15 protein-coding genes and 1 riboswitch are annotated in these 19774 nt (G+C 30.5%); of the genes, 3 read left to right on the top strand and 12 right to left on the bottom strand.

Annotated elements, in window-relative coordinates:
• Positions 1–116 precede the first annotated feature (116 nt).
• Genes bioC through bioF form a run of 3 tightly spaced genes read right to left on the bottom strand, consistent with a single transcriptional unit; the run spans position 117 to position 2834 of the window.
• Positions 117–929, bottom strand: coding sequence for a malonyl-ACP O-methyltransferase BioC (bioC, locus tag FQB35_RS10995; protein ID WP_148809945.1), 813 nt, complete (start codon positions 927–929; stop codon positions 117–119).
• Complete coding sequence (locus FQB35_RS11000; protein ID WP_148809946.1) at positions 926–1675, bottom strand: alpha/beta fold hydrolase; 750 nt, start codon at positions 1673–1675, stop codon at positions 926–928. Before FQB35_RS11000 ends, bioC begins: the two co-directional genes overlap by 4 nt.
• Complete coding sequence (gene bioF / locus FQB35_RS11005; protein ID WP_148809947.1) at positions 1665–2834, bottom strand: 8-amino-7-oxononanoate synthase; 1170 nt, start codon at positions 2832–2834, stop codon at positions 1665–1667. The genes FQB35_RS11000 and bioF overlap by 11 nt, the downstream gene beginning before the upstream one ends.
• A 143-nt stretch (positions 2835–2977) precedes the next feature.
• Between bioF and FQB35_RS11010 the strand changes: the two genes are divergently transcribed.
• Together FQB35_RS11010 and fabF are read left to right on the top strand one after the other, a co-directional pair.
• Positions 2978–3208 (top strand): acyl carrier protein, encoded by a 231-nt coding sequence (locus tag FQB35_RS11010; protein ID WP_168198324.1) that lies wholly within the window; start codon positions 2978–2980, stop codon positions 3206–3208.
• Between the two features lie 12 nt (positions 3209–3220).
• Entirely contained in the window at positions 3221–4471 is a 1251-nt protein-coding gene (fabF, locus tag FQB35_RS11015) for a beta-ketoacyl-ACP synthase II (RefSeq protein WP_148809949.1), read from the top strand.
• Positions 4472–4527: 56 nt separating this feature from the next.
• Here the strand turns inward: fabF and FQB35_RS11020 are convergent, their stop codons facing one another.
• The 5 genes from FQB35_RS11020 to FQB35_RS11040 all read right to left on the bottom strand — a co-directional run bounded on the left by FQB35_RS11020 (position 4528) and on the right by FQB35_RS11040 (position 13100).
• On the bottom strand, positions 4528–6234 hold the full coding sequence (locus FQB35_RS11020) for a Na+/H+ antiporter NhaC family protein (protein WP_148809950.1): 1707 nt from the start codon (positions 6232–6234) through the stop codon (positions 4528–4530).
• 205 nt (positions 6235–6439) lie between these two features.
• A riboswitch (Lysine riboswitch) is annotated at positions 6440–6618 on the bottom strand.
• Positions 6619–6736: 118 nt separating this feature from the next.
• Positions 6737–7447, bottom strand: a complete 711-nt coding sequence (gene treR, locus FQB35_RS11025) for a trehalose operon repressor (RefSeq protein ID WP_148809951.1) — start codon at positions 7445–7447, stop codon at positions 6737–6739.
• A gap of 35 nt (positions 7448–7482) precedes the next feature.
• A complete protein-coding gene (gene treC, locus FQB35_RS11030) occupies positions 7483–9147 on the bottom strand; it encodes an alpha,alpha-phosphotrehalase (protein WP_148809952.1) in 1665 nt (554 codons plus the stop codon).
• Between the two features lie 77 nt (positions 9148–9224).
• Entirely contained in the window at positions 9225–10640 is a 1416-nt protein-coding gene (treP, locus tag FQB35_RS11035) for a PTS system trehalose-specific EIIBC component (protein WP_148809953.1), read from the bottom strand.
• Positions 10641–10817: 177 nt separating this feature from the next.
• Positions 10818–13100 (bottom strand): ATP-dependent Clp protease ATP-binding subunit, encoded by a 2283-nt coding sequence (locus FQB35_RS11040; protein WP_148809954.1) that lies wholly within the window; start codon positions 13098–13100, stop codon positions 10818–10820.
• A 213-nt stretch (positions 13101–13313) separates the two neighbouring features.
• Here FQB35_RS11040 and FQB35_RS11045 point away from each other — a divergent pair, with 213 nt between their 5' ends.
• Positions 13314–14546, top strand: a complete 1233-nt coding sequence (locus FQB35_RS11045) for an LL-diaminopimelate aminotransferase (RefSeq protein WP_148809955.1) — start codon at positions 13314–13316, stop codon at positions 14544–14546.
• A 51-nt stretch (positions 14547–14597) separates the two neighbouring features.
• Here the strand turns inward: FQB35_RS11045 and FQB35_RS11050 are convergent, their stop codons facing one another.
• The 4 genes from FQB35_RS11050 to FQB35_RS11070 form a co-directional block, all read right to left on the bottom strand.
• Entirely contained in the window at positions 14598–16019 is a 1422-nt protein-coding gene (locus FQB35_RS11050) for an ABC transporter substrate-binding protein (protein ID WP_168198325.1), read from the bottom strand.
• A 94-nt stretch (positions 16020–16113) separates the two neighbouring features.
• The gene (locus tag FQB35_RS16565; protein ID WP_333473032.1) at positions 16114–17865 is read right to left on the bottom strand and encodes a sirohydrochlorin cobaltochelatase; all 1752 of its coding nucleotides are present in this window, start codon (positions 17863–17865) and stop codon (positions 16114–16116) included.
• A gap of 67 nt (positions 17866–17932) precedes the next feature.
• The gene (locus FQB35_RS11065) at positions 17933–18694 is read right to left on the bottom strand and encodes an ABC transporter ATP-binding protein (protein WP_148809957.1); all 762 of its coding nucleotides are present in this window, start codon (positions 18692–18694) and stop codon (positions 17933–17935) included.
• A 16-nt stretch (positions 18695–18710) separates the two neighbouring features.
• A complete protein-coding gene (locus FQB35_RS11070; RefSeq protein ID WP_148809958.1) occupies positions 18711–19769 on the bottom strand; it encodes a FecCD family ABC transporter permease in 1059 nt (352 codons plus the stop codon).
• Positions 19770–19774 lie beyond the last annotated feature (5 nt).

Raw genomic sequence — 19774 nt, forward strand, 5'->3', positions numbered from 1 at the left:
AGACATATTTCAATATTTTCTAAAAATTTATTTTGATTTTCTGCGCTTTTGTATAAACTTCATAAAAAAAAGATGCTAGAGAATTCAATCTCTGGCATCAATCATGAATGCTATTTTTAATATTTTATATAAACAAACAAATTATGATAAGTTGCTCTTACTTTATCATTTTCTGCATAATCCTCATCATAAACTTTCATAACCTTTTCAATAAAGTCAGGAGTTGTTTTATTTCTCATTTTTTGGCTGTTATTTGCACCTATTTTTTTTATAGAAAAGAAAAAATCTTTGCAGCAATCAAAGTATTCATATTCATATCCTTCTGAACAAATAACCTTCATATCATTCAAATTACTTTTACATATAGCTTCACTGCAAATTTCTTTCAAAGCCTTTAATGACAAGAAAGATTGCCCTGGAGAAATATCTTCATTTATTTTTAATAGCTTCTTCGCTTTATAAAAAGCCTGGTGAAGCTCACAAAATGTATTTTGTCCAAAGGTTGAAAAACATAAAATCCCACTTTTATTTAACAATTGGATTAATTTTTTTAAGGTTTCATCTAGATGATTAAACCACTGAAAAGTAGCATTTGATATGATTAAATCATATTTTTCATTTAAAATCATTTCTTCTATATCTCCACAAACAAACAAAATATCATCAAATTCCATAGTAGCTTTTGTATGTTCAATCATACCTGGTGCTATATCCACCGCAGTAATTTTAGCATTAGGAAAATTCTTTTTTAATAATCTTGTTACATACCCTGTTCCACAGCCAATTTCTAATATGTTCTTAAAATCTATTTCATGATTTTGTATATTCTTAATAAGGGTATCTCCCATTATTTTTTGTACTTTTGCATATTGATCATATTGTTTTGCATTTCTACTAAATCTTCTCTTTAATTTATCCTTATCAATCATTTTCTTCCCTCTTTACTATAGTCTTTTATAATCTGATAACATGTACTTGCTTTTGTAAAAAAAGGAATATGTCCTGTCTTATTTAGTATAATCAATTTTGATTCCTTTAGATTTTTATGCATATAATCTACAGCTTCTACAGGACATATAAAGTCCTCATCTCCATGAATAAGCAGTATAGGTATATTTATATCTTTTATAACCTCTCTATTGTCTTTTTGCTTTAAATACTCTAATCCTAATTCCAAGCTTTGTTTATTTATCTTTTTATTTAAAATATTTATTCTCTCAAAAAACTTCTTAGTATATCCATCCTTTCTTTCTTCATCTGTAAAAAGGTTTTGATAAAATGCATTTAAAGTTTTTTGAGGATTTTTCTTAAGCTTATCTATCATTCCTTCTAAAATTTTTTTATGCCATCCAAAAGGATAGCCTTCATCCTGTATAAATTTACTAGTCGTATTAAAAAGAATCATATTCTCTATTTTCGAAGAAAAATTTTTTGCTATATCTATCGCCACCAATCCTCCTAGTGACCAACCTATGACAGAGAATTGATCCATATCCTTCTTATTAATTAAATGAATAATCTTTTGTTTAAATTCATCTAAAGATTGCATATTATCCCAATTTACAATGATTATTTCATAATCCTTTGATAAAAAATCCATAAATGGTTTCCAAACAACCTTATCAACTGCCCATCCTGATAATATAATTAAGTATTTTTTCACATCATCCTTCAATGATTTGAAGTCTCCTTCCTTGTTCTTTTATAACTTTTAAAACATAACTTAAATCTTCATACGTATGCGTAGCCATAAGTGATATTCTTAATCTACTTGTTCCCTTAGGTACTGTAGGAGGTCTTATAGCTGGAATATATATTCCTTCTTCCAAAAGATTTTCACTAAGCTTATTAGCCTTCTTTGCATCCCCTATAATCACAGGTATAATAGGCGTAATAGTATCTGTGGTATTAAATCCCATTAATTTTAATTCTTTTTTGAACCAATTAGATAATACGGTTAGTCTTTCTCTTCTCTTGTTATCCTTTTCAATGATTTCAATTGCTTTTAATGAAACAGCTATACTTGCAGGAGGTAATCCTGTTGAAAAAATAAAGCTTCTTGAAAGATTTTTAAAATAGTCAATAACTTCTTTTTTCCCAGCTATATATCCACCAACAGAAGCTATCGCTTTACTTAATGTACCCATTTGTATATCTATATGTTCACTCACTCCAAAATAAGCTGCTGTTCCAGAACCTCTCTCTCCTAAAACACCTACACCATGGGCATCATCAACCATTGTAAGTATTTCATATCTTTTTGCTAATTTTACAATTTCTTTTAATGGTGCTACATCTCCATCCATACTAAATACACCGTCTGTTACAATTAAATTATTTTTTCCCTTATAAATATGAATTTTTCTTTCCAAATCACTCATGTCACAATGTTTGTATCGAACAAGTTTTGCACCACTTAACAAACATCCATCAATGATACTTGCATGATTGTATTTATCACAAAAAATTACCCATTTTCGATCACATAAAGCAGAAAGAATTCCTACATTTGCCATATATCCTGTATTAAAAACTAGACTATTTTCCGTGCCTTTAAAAGTTGCTATTTTTTCTTCTAGCTTCCTATGTAGATCATAAGAACCAGTTGTAAGTCTTGAACCTCCTGCTCCAACCCCATACTTATTCACAGCTTTTATTGCAGCTTCCTTTAATCGAGCATCATCACAAAGACCTAGATAATTATTTGATCCTAATAAAATAACTTCTTTTCCTTCCATATTCACTTTCGGTGCTTGAGATGAACAAAAATACCTGCAGTCTCGGTATAAATCGTTTTCTTTTATTAAAGAAAGCCTTTTTGATAGATTATTCATAATCATTCTCCTGTTTTATAAAGTATTTTATTATAAAGTATATCAACTACAATTAATTGTCAACTATATTTTAAAAAATGTTTACAATACTTAAAAATAATATATAATAGTATTGAATCATTCCACGAATGGAGGTTTTCACAATGGTATTTGAAAAAGTAAAACATACAATTATGGACATTTTAGGAATTCCTAAAGATGAAATACTTTTAGAAAGTCATCTTTATGACGAGTTAGATGCTGATTCTTTAGATTTATCTCAAATCATCCTAGAGCTTGAAAATACTTACAAAATTGAAATTGAAAATGAAGACATTGCTAATTTTGAAACAGTTGAAGATATTGTAAAGCATGTGGAAAGTAAGCTTTCTTAAATGGAGGTTTTTATGAAAAAAAGAGTTGTAATAACTGGACTAGGTGCTATTACCCCTATCGGAAATAATGTAGAAGATTTTTGGAATAACGCTAAAAATGGTTTATGTGGTATTGATTATATAAAATCTTTTGATATAGAAAATTCAAAAGTAAAATTAGCTGCAGAACTTAAAAATTTTGATCCAAAAGAGCATTTCGATAGAAAACAAGTAAAAAGATTGGATCGTTTTTCCTATATAGGTATTGTTGCAGCAAGAGAAGCTTACAAAGATGCAGGATTAGATACAGCAAAGATTGACAAAAATCGGTTAGGAGTAATCATTGGGAATGGTGTTGGGGGCATATCAACAATTATAGAAGAAACTATAAAGTTACATAATGGTAGTATGAACATGGTATCCCCTTTATTTGTTCCTAAATCAATCCCTAATATTGTAACAGGAAATATTGCTATTGAATTTAATGCAAAAGGAATATCCAATACAGTTATTACTGCCTGTGCTGCAGGAACAAGTGCAATCGGTGAAGCTTTTAGAAAAATCCAATACGATGATGCAGATATAATAATATCAGGGGGTAGTGAAGCCTGTATAACATCTTTAATGTTAGCTGGCTTTACAAACCTTAATGCCTTATCATTAAAAAATAATCCACAAAGAGCTTCTATACCTTTTGATAAAGAAAGAAATGGGTTTGTCATGGGAGAAGGAGCTGCTATTTTAATTTTAGAAGAGCTTGAACATGCATTAAAAAGAGATGCAAAAATATACGCTGAAATTGTTGGTTATGGTGCAAGCAGTGATGCCTATCATCTAACCTCTCCTGAACCAAAAGGAAAAGGAGGAGCAAGAGCAATGAAGCTAGCTCTAAAAAATGCATCAATTAATCCTAAAGATATTTCCTATATCAATGCCCATGGAACGTCTACACCATATAATGATAAAACAGAAACAGAAGCAATAAAAACCGTTTTTGGTGATTATGCCTATAAAATTCCAATTAGTTCTACAAAATCTATGATTGGTCATTTATTAGGTGCAGCTGGAGCAGTAGAGGCAGTCGCATGTATCAAGTCATTAGAAGAAAACTACATTCATCCTACTATTGGCTATAAATTAAAAGATCCAATATGTGACCTTGATTATGCACCAAATAAAGGAAGAAATATATCATTAAGTTATATTTTATCTAATTCATTCGGCTTTGGTGGACATAACGCTTCAATTGTTTTTAAGAAATGGAAGTATAATTCTTCAAATTAAGCCTATAAAAAAGAGTTTTAGATTATTACCATCTAAAACTCTTTTTTTATAGGTTTTTATAATTGAACATCCTTCACAGACTTACCAAAGAAGTATACAATAGCCACAATAGACCCTAAAGCAATTGGCAACACAATATAAACAGGAAGGCCTAATCCCGCAGGAATATAACCAAATATAACAGATACAGCTGCTACAGATAACGCATAAAATAACTGTGTCTTTGTATGCTCAATATGGTCACAAGCTGCTCCCATAGAAGAAAGAATAGTTGTATCAGATATTGGTGAGCAGTGATCTCCAAAAATAGCTCCTGTCAATACTGCTCCAGCACTCATTACAATATAGCTATGCTCCGGTGAAATTGCATATGCTAAAGGTATTGTAAGAGGCATTAAAATACCCATCGTTCCATAAGAAGTACCTGTTGCAAAAGAAATAATTGAACCTAATATAAAAATGATAGCTGGAAGTAAAAATGCTGGAATTGTATCAGATAATATTGACACTAAAAACTTAGCTGTTCCAAGTTCTTTTATAACACCAGATAATGACCAAGCTAGAAGCAATATGATTCCTGTAATTACTAATGATTTCATCCCTTGTACCCATGTATCTATACCTTCTGATATGGTAAATAGCTTTTGCCCAATTCCCATAGCCAACGCAACAATACTCCCAAACAAAGCAGCCTGGAATAATACTATACTTGCATCAGAAGCTCCGAATGTTTCTCTTATTGCTTCAATAGAAAAAGGTGCCTTTTGAATCATTTCCATCATAGCTGGATCGTTAGATAAAGCTATATATCCATTATAGTAAAAACCTACAAAAGCAGAAATAATAAGAACACCTATTGGAACAATAGCATTCCAAATGCTTAATCTAATGCCTTCTTTAGGTTCAAGATCAGTAGCTTCATCAGAAATCATTGGCTTTGCTTCATCAGAAAGTACTTTCCCTGTTACTCTTGCTCTTTTTTCTGCCTTATACATAGGTCCAAACTCTTTAAGCATTACTGCTGTAGTAACAATAAATACCAAAATCAAAATATTATAAAATCTATATGGGATTGTAGATACAAAAATACTATAAGCATTAACACTTTGACCTATAGAATCATAAGCATCTTTAATCAAACCAATTTCATAACCTACCCATGTAGAAATAAGGGCAATACCTGCAATAGGTGCTGCTGTAGCATCAATAATGAAAGCCAACTTTTCTCTTGAAATTCTCATTTTGTCTGTTACAGGTCTCATAATTGGTCCTACAATTAATGAATTGGCATAATCATCAAAGAATACGAATAAGCCTAATAACCAAGTAACAATTTGTGCACTTACCGGTGATTTTGCCCTCTTTGAAAGTGCCTCAGCAACAGCCTTTGCTCCACCCATTTTTGAAATTAAAGCAATAAGTCCTCCTATAGTTAAACATTGAAGAATAATACCTGCATTCCAGCTATCTGCTAATGAACTTAAAACATAATCAATAATATTTAAAAAACCATGAACAGTTGCTCCAATGAAGCTATAATCATTTAATGCCAATAAAAATGTTCCTGAAAATACTCCAATAAATAAAGATAAAACAACATTTTTCGTAGCAAAGGCCAATAGAATTGCTACAAATGGTGGTGTCAACGTCCAAAAACCAAATTTGTCTGCATTTGCCTGTGCAACATTAGGATCTACAGCAAAAGCTGTTCCTGTCATAAGCATGATACATAATAAACTAAAAATAAATACCTTTCTTCTCATTTTTTCCTCCTCCTATTGTATTTCCATTTACGTCAATTATTTCATATTTTAAGAACTATTCATTAAAAGATTTTTAAAATCAAAAAAGCCCTTAAACTATTGCTTAAGGACTAGAAGGCATAGAAAAAGCTACTGATATCCTGCATACTAATTCAAACAAAGAAATAGTACGCATAGATAGGCTACTCATAGCATGCTTCCTAATTCAGACAATAGCTCTCCACAAAGTAATACTTTGTGACAGTTCTGCACATATTCTGTACAGACCCAACATACAACCTTAAAGCAATCAGTTGTATATTTCGGCAATATTTCCTTTCCAATAGCTTCACAGCTGCTTAACTCCACCATTGTACTCTTAAATACTGCACCTCTATTATTGAATCGTAAACGGAAATTATTAAGTTATAAGCATCATGTTAATAATGATATTATTTTTTTATAAAATTGTCAACAGTTTTGTTAATTTTTTATATTGCTATTTTTTTCATAACTATCTATACTATCTTCTCCTTGCAAAATCTACAAATCTGAATTTATCTGGCCTATGTCTAGACTCTGTATATTGAAACAAACTTGCATCATCTAAATAAACATAATTTTTTACAACTACAATCATACTATACTCATCTAAATCTAAATATTTTCTATCTTCTTCAGTAGGTACTTCCACAGTAATTACCTTTTTAGCAAAGCTAATTTTAAGCTCTAATTTATTTTCAATATATTCGTATATAGAATCTTCACAAACTTGCCTTGTTAATGTAGGAACTAATTTTTTATTGAAAAAATCTTTATCCAAAATAATTTTTTCATTTCCTATTTCTCGTACCCTTATAACTTTCCACACATCTTCATTTTGTGATATATTCAATTGATTCATCAAAAATTTATCTGGTTTTATTATTTCTAATGCGTGCAGTATAGTTTTTGATTTTTTACCTATTTTTTCAGCTAATTCCTTAAAACTAATCAAGCCTGAAACAGGAAAATCAAATTTATTAATATCTAAAACAAAAGATCCTTTTCCTCTTATCTTTTGAATATATCCATTTTGTGCCAATAAATTCAACGCTTTTCTTATTGTCTCCCTAGAGGTATCATATTCTTTTACCAATTCATTTTCTGACGAAAGCTTTTCATTAGGCTTTATTTCCCCATTTTCTATTTTACTAGCTATCTCATTATAGATATTCAAATATTTACTATTCATCATACATCACCTGAATCATTTTACCTTTTTGGGAATTATTTTTCAAGGTGATAAACAATAGACTCATAAGGTCTTAATAAAATATTTTTAAATTCCTTTGGAGAATCATTATAATTAGAAATAAGTATTTTGCTTTTATAGTCATCAAAATCTAATTGATCAGGCAATTCAAATCTAGTTGTTTTACCATAAAAATTATTTATTACCAACAGCTTTTCATTTTTGTAATTTCTTATATAAGCAAAAATATCTTTATGATCGTCTAATATAAGTTTATAATTTCCATACACAATAATATCAAATGTTTTTCTTAGCTTTATTAATTTTTGATAATGATAAAAAATAGAATTTCTATCTTTAAGTGCCATTTCTACATTAATTTCTTCATAATTTGATGCTACATTAATCCAAGGTACTCCTTTTGTAAATCCAGCATTTTCATTACAATTCCATTGCATAGGTGTACGAGAATTATCTCTTGATTTTCTCTTAATAATATTCATTATTTCCTTTTCAGCCATTCCCATACTTTTCTTTATTTTATATATATTCAAGCTTTCCACATCTTTATACTCATGAATACTATCAAATTTAGGGTCCATCATTCCTATTTCTTCACCCTGATAAATATACGGAGTTCCCTGCATCATATGGATTGTAGTAGCAAGCATTTTAGCTGATTCTTTATGATAAATCCCATCATCTCCAAATCTACTTACAATCCTTGGTTGGTCATGATTACACCAAAATAATGCATTCCAACCGCCTCCTTTATGCATTTCTACTTGCCATTTGGAAAAAATTTCTTTTAACTGCTTAAAATCAAAATCCATCAAAGTCCACTTATCTCCATTTTTATAATCCACCTTTAAATGATGAAAATTAAATACCATTGACAACTCTTTTTCTTCTGGATTTGAATACTTAATACAGTTATCAATAGTTGTTGACGACATTTCTCCAACTGTAATAATATCTTCATATTTACCAAATGTTTCTCTATTTAACTCTTTTAAATACCTATGAATACGAGGTCCATCTGTATAAAATTTTCGACCATCCCCTTCATTATCATCTTCATATTGGTCTGGCTTTGAAATTAAATTTATAACATCTAAACGTAATCCTTTTACCCCTTTTTTTATCCAAAAATCTACAATTTTAAAAATCTCTTTTCTTACTTCTTCATTTTCCCAATTTAAATCAGCTTGAGTTACATCAAATAAATGTAGATAATATTCATCAAATTCTTTTACATATTCCCAAGCTGATCCTCCAAATTTTGAAATCCAATTTGTTGGTGCTTTTCCATCTTTAGCTTTCTTGAATATATAATAGTTTTTATATTTTTCATCCCCATTCATAGCTTTTTTAAACCATTCATGCTCTGTAGATGTATGATTAAATACCATATCTAACATAATATATATATCACGTTTATTAGCCTCTTTCACCAACTCTTCAAAATCCTCCATAGTTCCAAAACGTGGATCAATATTGTAATAATCTGCAACATCATAGCCATTGTCCTTTTGCGGAGATATATAAAAAGGCGTTAACCAGATATAATCCACACCTAATGTTTTTAAATAATCTAACTTTTTCGTAATACCTTTTAAGTCCCCAAAACCATCTCCATTAGAATCATTAAATGATTTTGGATATATTTGATAAACTACACTCTTTTTAAAATCTTTCACACAACCACTCCTTTACAAAATAAAAGGGAGGAATGAATATCCCTCTCTTATTTATCTATAAACAAATTTTTATATATTTACTTCTTTCCTAAAATTTTCTTTTTTGCAAAGAAAATCGTTAATACAAATGGAACAACAATAGCAATAATCATTGAACCAGCAAAAGTTAACATATGCTGTGGTTGAATTGATAAAATACCTGGTAATCCTCCAACTCCAATTGAATTAGCCATAACCCCTGTGCCTACTGATAGTATAGCTGCAATTGCTGAACCAATCATAGCAGCTAAGAATGGAAACACATATTTTAAGTTGATTCCAAACATAGCTGGTTCAGTTACTCCTAAGTAACATGAAATTGCTGCTGGAATAGATACTTGTTTTTCTTCTTCATCTTCTCTATTTAAATAAATCATTGCTAATACGGAAGAACCTTGAGCAATATTAGATAATGCAATCATTGGCCAAAGATTCGTTCCGCCAAATTCACTCATTAATTGCAAATCTATAGCATTTGTCATATGATGTAGACCTGTTATTACTAACGGTGCATAAACAAATCCAAACACTGCTGCAAATAACCATCCAAATGCTGATGTTAATCCTGCATATACGATACTTGAAATATACGAACCAATTGTCCATCCTAATGGCCCTAATACAACATGAGCTAATAATACAGTTGGTACTAATGAAAGAAAAGGAACAACAATCATTGAAATATATCCTGGAACAATTTTACGCAGTTGAAGTTCTAAATTAGCAAATACAAATCCTGCAAGCATTGCTGGAATAACTTGTGCTTGATAACCAATCATTTTAATTTGTATAAATCCAAAATCCCAAACTGGAGCCTCTGCACCACCTGCTACTGCATAAGCATTTAATAGCTGAGGTGATACTAATGTAATCCCTAGTACAATCCCTAGTATTTGGGTTGCACCCATTTTCTTAGAAATAGACCATGTAATCCCTACTGGTAGAAAAAAGAAAATTGCTTCACCAATTAACCATAAAAAGTGGTGAACTCCAGCCCAAAATTGCGAAACTTCTGTTAAAGACTTTGTACCTTCCTCTAATAATTTAATATCTCCAATAATATTACGAAAACCTAAAATCAATCCTCCAACTACTATAGCTGGAATCAATGGTGCAAAAACTTCTCCTAAATGAGAAATTAGTCTTTGCAGTAAGTTCATATTTTGTCTTGCAGTTTGCTTCGCTTTATCTTTGTTTACACCTTCCACCCCTGCTTCTTTTACAAACTCATTATAGAATACAGATACTTCATTTCCTATTATTACTTGAAATTGTCCAGCCTGTGTGAACGTTCCTTTTACACATTTTATTCCTTGAATTTTTTCAACATCTGCTTTCTCATGATCATTTAATACAAATCGCATACGAGTTGCACAATGTGATACAGCAGCAATGTTTTCTTTTCCACCAATATATGCTAATAATTGCTGTACTTCATTAGAAAATTTACTCATGGACAAAACCTCCTATAAAATTCTATTTAAAAACGTTTTCTTTGTGTTCTTGTATATACAAGTTTCGATGTTTTTATTTTATCTTGTATATACAAGTTTGTCAATAGTATATATACAATTCTAAATAATTTTATAATAGAAAAAGAGTATCAGAATTGTTTTCTGATACTCTTTTTTCTATTGTAGTATAATTTTCCCATCTTTTAAGACTATCTTTATATGAGACCCTTCTCTAAATTTATTTTTAAGGTACTGCTCAGCAATCTCATCTTCAATGTATTTTTGGATAGTCCTTCTTAAAGGCCTTGCCCCATACTTTTCATCATATCCTTTTTCTAATATAAAATCTTTTACTTCTTCTGAAACTTCTATACTTATATTTTTTTCTTTAGCTTCATCCATTACTTCCTTAAGCATTAAATCAACTATTTGCCGAAGCTCTTCTTTAGATAGATAGGTAAATACTATAGTTTCATCGATTCTATTTAAAAATTCAGGCCTAAATGTTTCTTTTAATGCATCCTTTACACGATTTTCTAAAGCAGTATATCCATCATTTTCAAAACCAATTCCCTTTGATTTTCCATTTGTTCCTATATTAGATGTCATAATAATAACTGTATTTTCAAAGAAAGTTGTTCTTCCTTGGTTATCGGTTAATCTACCATCTTCAAGAATTTGAAGCAACATATTAAATACGTCTGGATGAGCTTTTTCAATTTCATCTAAAAGGATCACAGAGTAAGGTTTTCTTCTTACCTTTTCAGTAAGCTGCCCTCCCTGATCATATCCAACATATCCTGGAGGTGCTCCAATCAACTTAGAAACTGTATGTTTTTCCATATACTCGGACATATCCATACGAATCATAGCATCTTCACTACCGAAAAGTTCATAAGCCAATGTCTTTACCAGCTCCGTTTTTCCTACTCCAGTAGGCCCTACAAAAATGAATGAAGCAGGTTTTTTCTTTTTTCTAAATCCAGAACGATTACGTCTTATAGTTCTTGCTAAACTCACTATAGCTTCATGCTGACCTATCACACGCTTATGAAGTCTTTCTTCTAAATTCAAAAGCTTCTTAGCTTCTTCTTCTGCAATCTTTTGAACAGGAATTTTAGTCCAAGATTCAATCACATAAGCAATATCTTCAACAGTAATCTGTACATGACTCGATTTTTTCTCTATTTCATTTATCTTTTCTTCAATTTTAAATTCTTGCATTTTATATTGTGCAGCTTTTTCAAAATCATTATGCACTGCAGCTGCTTCTTTCTCTTCTTTAATCTTTTTTAGTTCTTCTTTTAACGCTTCTAATTCTACAAGTCCTTGATTTTTTAAATTTGCTCTAGAACCAGCTTCATCAATTACATCAATTGCTTTATCAGGCAGAAATCTATCGGTAATATATCTTTCAGATAGGTTTGCTGCTGCCTCAATCACTTCATCAGATATTTTCACTTTGTGATAATCTTCATAATAGTTTTTTATCCCTTTTAAAATTTCTATTGTTTCCTCTATGGTTGGTTCTTCAACAAGTACTGGTTGAAATCTTCTTTCTAAGGCAGAATCTTTCTCAATATGCTTTCTATATTCTTCAAGAGTCGTTGCTCCAATAACCTGTATTTCTCCTCGAGCAAGAGCAGGCTTTAAAATATTCGCAGCATTCATAACTCCTCCATGAACTTCACCTGCTCCCATAATATTATGGACTTCATCAATTACTAGAATAACATTTCCACATTCTGTAGCTTCTTTTATAATAGATTTCATACGGCCTTCAAACTGTCCTCTAAATTGTGTTCCTGCTACAACAGCAGTCAAGTCAAGAAGATAAATCTCTGAATTAAATAATTTAGCTGGAACTTCTCTTTCAACAATTCGTACAGCTAACCCTTCTGCAATAGCTGTCTTTCCAACCCCTGGCTCTCCGATTAATATAGGATTGTTTTTTGTTCTTCTATTAAGAATTTGTACCACTCTGTCTATTTCTCTATGTCTTCCAATTATCTTATCTACTTCATTGTTTTTTGCCTTTTCTGTTAAGTTTATTCCATACATTTCTAAATACTTTTTCTTCTTTTTAGCTTTTTTCTTTTTTTCTTTCATGTCTTGCTTTCCTTTTTCTTGAGAAAAATCTTTTTTATCCTTAATTTCAAAATCTTCATCATCTACATCTTTCATTGATGGAAATGAACTATTAAACAGATTCATAAACATATTGTTATCATCATCTAAATCTTCCATGTCCATATCTTGGAACATATCTTTCATTTGTTCCGTTAAATTTTCAATATCTTCCTCATTCATCCCTGCTTGCTTCATCAATTGGTCTATAACAGGAATTCCCATTTTTTTTGCACATTCTATACATAATCCCTTAATTTCAGTTTTTCCTTTTTCAATGATTGATGTAAATACAATTGCCATATTTTTTTTACAAACAGAACACAATTTCATATATATCATCTCCATACTTTCTTATGTTAAAATAGCTACGATTACAGTATAGCATATTTTGCCTGCATTTTTTCACTAAACGTATATAAATATCCTTCCCCAAAATACAATCATTATTTTATTTACAAACTTCATTCATTAACACTTTATTTTTATTCAGAATAAAATATCTTATGAAAAAATCTAAATATCTACTTGAAGGGAGTAAAAAATATGACCTTTATTAAAGATATAATCGCTGATAGGTTTAGAGATAAAAGTTTTGATATTGCCAAACCAGACTATAAGTTTATGAAAATAAAAGAAGCAAAAGAAAATATAAAAAAAAGATATCCAGATTGTGAATTAATCGATATGGGAATAGGGGAACCTGATTTACCTGCTGATTCAAATATTGTAAAAATTCTTGCAAGAGAAGCTAAAAAACCTGAAAATAGATTGTATGCAGATAATGGTATTAAAGAATTTCAAGAAGCCGCTGCTAAATATTTAAAAGAAGTTTATGGCGTAGATCATATTGATCCTTATAAAGAAATTTTGCATGGCATTGGTGCAAAGTCAATTTTAGCAATGATGCCATTATGTTTCATAAATCCAGGCGACATTACCCTTACCACATTGCCAAGTTATCCAATTATATCTACCTATACAAAATATCTAGGTGGAGTCGTTTATGGGCTTCCTTTAAAAAGAGCAAATCATTTTTATCCCGATTTTTCAAATATTCCAAACATCATATTGTATAGATCAAAGCTTATATATATAAATTATCCTAATAATCCAACAGGGCAAATTGCAACACAAGATTTTTATAAAAGAATCATTGAGTTTGCTCATAAAAATAATATCATTGTTGTTGCTGATTCTACCTATGCAGCTATAACTTTTGATGGAGTAAAACCTTTAAGTTTTCTATCAATTGATGGAGCAAAAGAAGTAGGAGTTGAAATACATTCTTTATCTAAAGCTTTTAATATGACTGGCTGGAGACTTGCATTTATTGCAGGAAATTCCGAAGCAATAAATATATATGGAATTCTTAAGGCCAATACAGACTCAGGTCAGTTTCGGGCCATTCAAAAATCAGGAATTTATGCATTGAATCATCCTGAGATTACACAGAAAAATTGCATAAGATATTCAAGAAGATTTGATTTATTAATTGAAGCTTTAAAAGAAGTTGGATTCGATGTAGAAAAACCAAAAGCTACTTTTTACTGCTATGTTCCTGTTCCAAAGGGAACAAAATCAGGAATTATATTTAAAAATGCAGATGATTTTTCCCTATATTTACTTAATAAAGCATTTATCTGTACAGTACCATGGAATAGTCCAGAACCTTATGTTAGATTTTCCGTTACCTTTGAAGCAAATAACTATAAAGAAGAAAAAAGAATTATAAACAAGTTAAAAGAACGGTTATTAAGGCTTGAATTAGTATTTTAAAACAGAACTTCCATAAACACTCCTAAAACGTTTATGGAAGCTTTTAATTTTTTATTTTAAGTTTTTTATCTTTTCCATACTTTCTACCGCTTCTTTTTCCGTTACAATTTTATCAGGATTAAAGTTTTCTTCTTCTAATTGCATTAATCCGTTTTCTACAACTATTTCAACAATTCTAGCATTTTTAACTTTATCTATATCTTTTATTAAAGGAGTTCCTTCTTTATCCTTTAAATCTGTCAGCATATAAAGTGTCTTTGCAAGTTCTTCTCTTGTAACTTTATTATCTGGATAAAAATTATTTTTTTCTGATTCTACATAACTTGATAAAACAGCTGTTTCAATATAATCAAAGTTTTTATTATCTATTGTAACATCTTTAAAGGTTCCATATACATGTCCTCGATGTTCTTTCCTATAATACCTTGATGTAGGTGCAAAGATTCCTTTGTGTTTAAACATTACAGACATTTTTGCTAGCTGACTTCTTGTTAATTCTTTATCTTTTTTAAATTCATCCAAATTATCCATTATATTAGGATAAAACATACGGGCAAGTTCCTTTACTCCTTTAGAAAATCTAAAGGTAGGACTAGAAACTAATTTTTCATTAATTGTATATACTCTTCCTTCTTTTACAGCTTTTATTGTATCAAATCCAGGACGTATAGAAATGGAATGAATATTTCCACCAGCATTCATAGCTCCTCTTTGAGAAACATATACATCTATTTTATCTGCTTTTTCTAATATTCTTTCCTCTCCATAGGAAGCTATACTAGTTCCTTCACGAATTGGCTTTGCATCACTTGCAATATTGTTTCCCCCTGCAAGTTTAATCGCTCTTGCTGCCATTGAATCAGTAGTTACTGTACGATATTCTGTCTCAGTAGATTCAAAGAAAACATTTACTTTTGGTTCAATATTTTTTGTCATTTCTTCTAAGTCTTTTAAATCCTCTTCAAACTTCTTAAGAAGTTCTTCTGCCTTTTCTTCTTTTCCCGTAAGCAATCCTAATTTTTTTATATATTCAGGAAATTCTTCAAATCTATCTGGATACAAACATACTACATTAATCCCTGCATTTTCTAATGCTTCTACAAATTCTGGTCTGCTCTTTTTAATAAATGGACGAATCAATACTAAATCAGGATCTACTGCAATAACCTTTTCCGGGTCAGAACGGTAATCAAATCTTTCCTTCGTCGTTACCATTGCAGGATAAGCATCGCTTTTTCCAACACCAATGATTTCTTCATCCAATCCTAAAGAAAATAAATTTTCTGTATGTGCTGAATATAAAGAAATTATTTTTTTAGCTGGCGCATCCATCTTAATCATATTCCCTAAATCATCTTCAAACTGTATATTTGCTGTAGGCTCAGTTTCTTTAGATACTTTTACTTCTTGATCAGAACAACCTATAAGCAAAATCAAAATACTTAATAAAATGACAAATAATTTTTTTTTCATTTTTCCCTCCATCACCACATGTAAATTTTGACAAGCTTCAATACATAAAACAACAAGTAAATAGGACATCCCCATTTACTTGTTGAATACATATTTATTCTTCTCCTTCAATAGCAGCCTTTGCATGTGCTAAATAAATCTCTTGATATTTTGTATTTTCTCCTAAACCATGAAGATATGTATTTACAGTAAACCCTTCCTTTTTAAGGATTGACTTCCATGAATCATCTTCATCTCCTGCCATATCATTTTGTGCATGGTCACCTGCAACTACCATATATGGCATTAAGGTCACTTCTTTTATATTTTTAGCTTTTAACTTTTTAATTACATCATTAATTTCTGGATATCCTTCTACCGTTCCTACAAATACATTTAACCCTTCATCATCAATAGCACTTTGTAAACATGGATAACTTGCGTTTGCTGGATGATGTGTTCCATGTCCCATTAATACAACTGCTTGATCTTTACCTAATTTAGGTAATTGCTCTTTTAAAGCTTCTACTGCCATTTTGTAATCATGTGGACTATATAAAATTGGTTTTCCAACAACAATTTTCTTGAATGCTTTTTCTTTATATTTTTCTACCACATTTAATACTTCATCGTATTCAGCACCAGCAATTACATGAAGCGGCTGAACAATAACCTCTTCAAAACCTTCTTCTTTCATTTTACTTAAAGCTTCTTCAGGTGTATCTACAAAAATATTATCTCTTTCTTTTAACTTTTTAATAATAATTTTAGAAGTGAATGCTCTTCTTACTTCATAATCTGGAAAAGCTTTTGCTATTTTTTCTTCAACCGCATCAATTGTAACTTTTCTCGTATCTGCATAACTTGTTCCAAAGCTTACTACAAGCATTCCTTTTTTACCTTCCTGCCAATTTCCTTTTTCTTCACTAGCAACTGGCATTGGTATTTCTTCTCCATTTCCATCAATAGCATCTTTAACATGTTCTACATAAATATCTTGATATCCTGCATTTTCTCCTAAACCATGAAGATATGTATTTACAGTAAATCCTTCCTTTTTAAGGATTGTCTTCCATGAATCATCTTCATCTCCTGCCATATCATTCTGCGCATGGTCTCCTGCAACTACCATATATGGCATTAATGTTACTTCTTTGATGTTTTTAGCCTTTAACTTCTTAATAACATCAGTAATTTCTGGATATCCTTCTACTGTTCCAACATAAACATTTAAATTATGCTCATCTAATACACTTTGTAAGTCAGCATAGCTTGCATTCGCTGGGTGATGTGTTCCATGTCCCATTAGTACAACTGCTTGTCCTTCTTTTAGTTCTGGAAGTTGTAATTTCAATGCTTCTACAGCTTTCTCATAATCTTTTTGATATGTTAAAATCGGTCTTCCTAATACGAATTTTCCAAACGTTCCATCATTATATTTTCTAAGCTCTTCTTTAATGTCACTATATTCAGCACCAGGAATAATATGTAACGGCTGAACAATTACTTCTTTATATCCTTCTTCCTTTAATTTATTCATTGCTTCATCCACTGTATCTACGTGAATATTATCTCTTTCTTTTAATTTTTTGATGATAATTTCAGAAGTAAATGCTCTTCTTACTTCATAATCTGGAAAAGCTTTTGCTATTTTTTCCTCAACTGCATCGATTGTAACTTTTCTTGTATCTGCATAACTTGTTCCAAAGCTTGTAACTAATATTGCCTTTTTCACTTCTTCATTAGCCTCTTGTTTTTTTTCTTGCACTGGATCTGCTGTTGTCTCTTTTTTTGCACATCCAGCAAAACTTCCTACTACTAGCATAAGTGCTAGCATAAAACTTAAACCCTTAATAAGTTTTTTCATCATTCCACCCCTTACATTTTTTTATATATAAACTTTAACAATCATGTTAAAGTCATTATAAACATAATTAAATAGTCGGAAGAATTACTAATCCCTTTTCTTCATTTTTTCTTATATGTACACCAAATAAATCTTTTATTAACTGTGGCGTTACAGTTTGTTCAGTTTTTCCATATTTCACTACTTTTCCATCTTTTAATGCCAATATTCTATCACTAAATAGATCTGTTAAATTTAAGTCATGCATAATAGATATAACTGTAAGATTCTCTTCTTTTATCATCTTTCTTAAAAGATTTAAAAATTTTATAGTATACTTAATATCCATATTTGAAAAAGCTTCATCTAAAAACAATATTTGTGGTGTCTGGGCTAAAGCTTTTGCCATCATTACCCTTTGTTTTTCTCCACCACTCAAATCTGTAATAGGCGTATCTGAAAATTTTATTGTCTCTGTCATCTCCATACACCTAACAACCACATCCAAATCATTTTTGCTTAATTGTTTCATTCGACTTTTAAAGGGGCTTCTTCCCATCATTACCACTTCCATACATGTAAATGGGAAACGAATGTCTACATTCTGAGATATAACGGCAATTTTTTGGCTTAATTCTTTCACACCATAACTTTCTAATAATTTATTTTGAAAGTATATCTCTCCATTATATTTACTAAGCTGCCCAGTAATTAAATTTAGCAAGGTAGTCTTTCCAGAACCATTTGGTCCAATAATGGTGGTAAGTTTTCCTTGTTCAATAGAAAAACTAACATTGTCTAAAACTTTCTTACCATCATATGAAAAACATAAATTCTTTACCGTATACATATCTCTCCCCCTTATTTCAATACAGGGATTTATTTCTTGTTATAAATATATATATAAAGAATGGACCTCCTAAAAGTGTTGTCAAAACACCTACAGGAATTTCTATATTCATTAGTGTCCTTGCTGCTGTGTCAGCAACCAGTAATAATTCTCCTCCAAGCAATGCAGTAAGGGGAATCAAAGTACGATTATCTGATCCTATGGCAAATCGAAGCATATGTGGAACAATAAGACCTATAAAACTTATAATCCCGCTTACAGATACACATACGGCTGTAATTAATGATCCACAAATTAAAAATATTCTTCGTAAATTTTGTGTATCAATCCCTAATGCTTTTGCTTCTTTATCCCCTAAGCATAAAATATTTAAATCCTCTGAAAAATATATGCAGACAATCATACACAATATAATAATGGGAAAGCTTATAAAAACATGTTCCCAACTTCGTGCTGATAAACTACCCATTAGCCAATTTATAATTGCAGAAACATTTTCTCCTGCTAAGCTTTTTAAGAACTTAATACCTGCTGAAAGAATTGAACTTACAATAATTCCTGCAATAATTAGATTCGATGAACTTAATATACCTTTTACCTTTGCAATTGCAACTACAATACCTAAAGTTAAAAATGCACCTATAAAAGCACAAAATGTTATAGAAAGGTTAAAACCATCTAAGAAAATATTTATGTAAATAGCTATTGTAGCACCAAATGCTGCCCCTGATGATACCCCCATTGTATAAGAATCTGCTAATGGATTCATAAGCAAAGACTGAAATACGGCTCCGGAAACTGCGAGACCACTTCCTACAATAATTGCTGTTAGTACTCTTGGAAGCCTTATATTCCACACAATAGCTGAATAAGATTCCTTAATAGAAGCATAAACTTCCTCTTTGCCAGTAATTTTTCCAAAAATAATTTTTACAACATCAAAAGCCCCAATATCAGCTCTTCCAAAGTTAACTGACGAAAAAAAAGTAATAATTAATAAAACTACAAAACCAAATCCTATAATTTTTTCTTTATAATGCTTTCGCTTTAATTTCAAAGCTAAGTTTTTTTCCATAATTC

The sequence above is a fragment of the Crassaminicella thermophila genome, from assembly GCF_008152325.1.
In the GTDB taxonomy this organism is placed as follows: domain Bacteria; phylum Bacillota; class Clostridia; order Peptostreptococcales; family Thermotaleaceae; genus Crassaminicella_A; species Crassaminicella_A thermophila.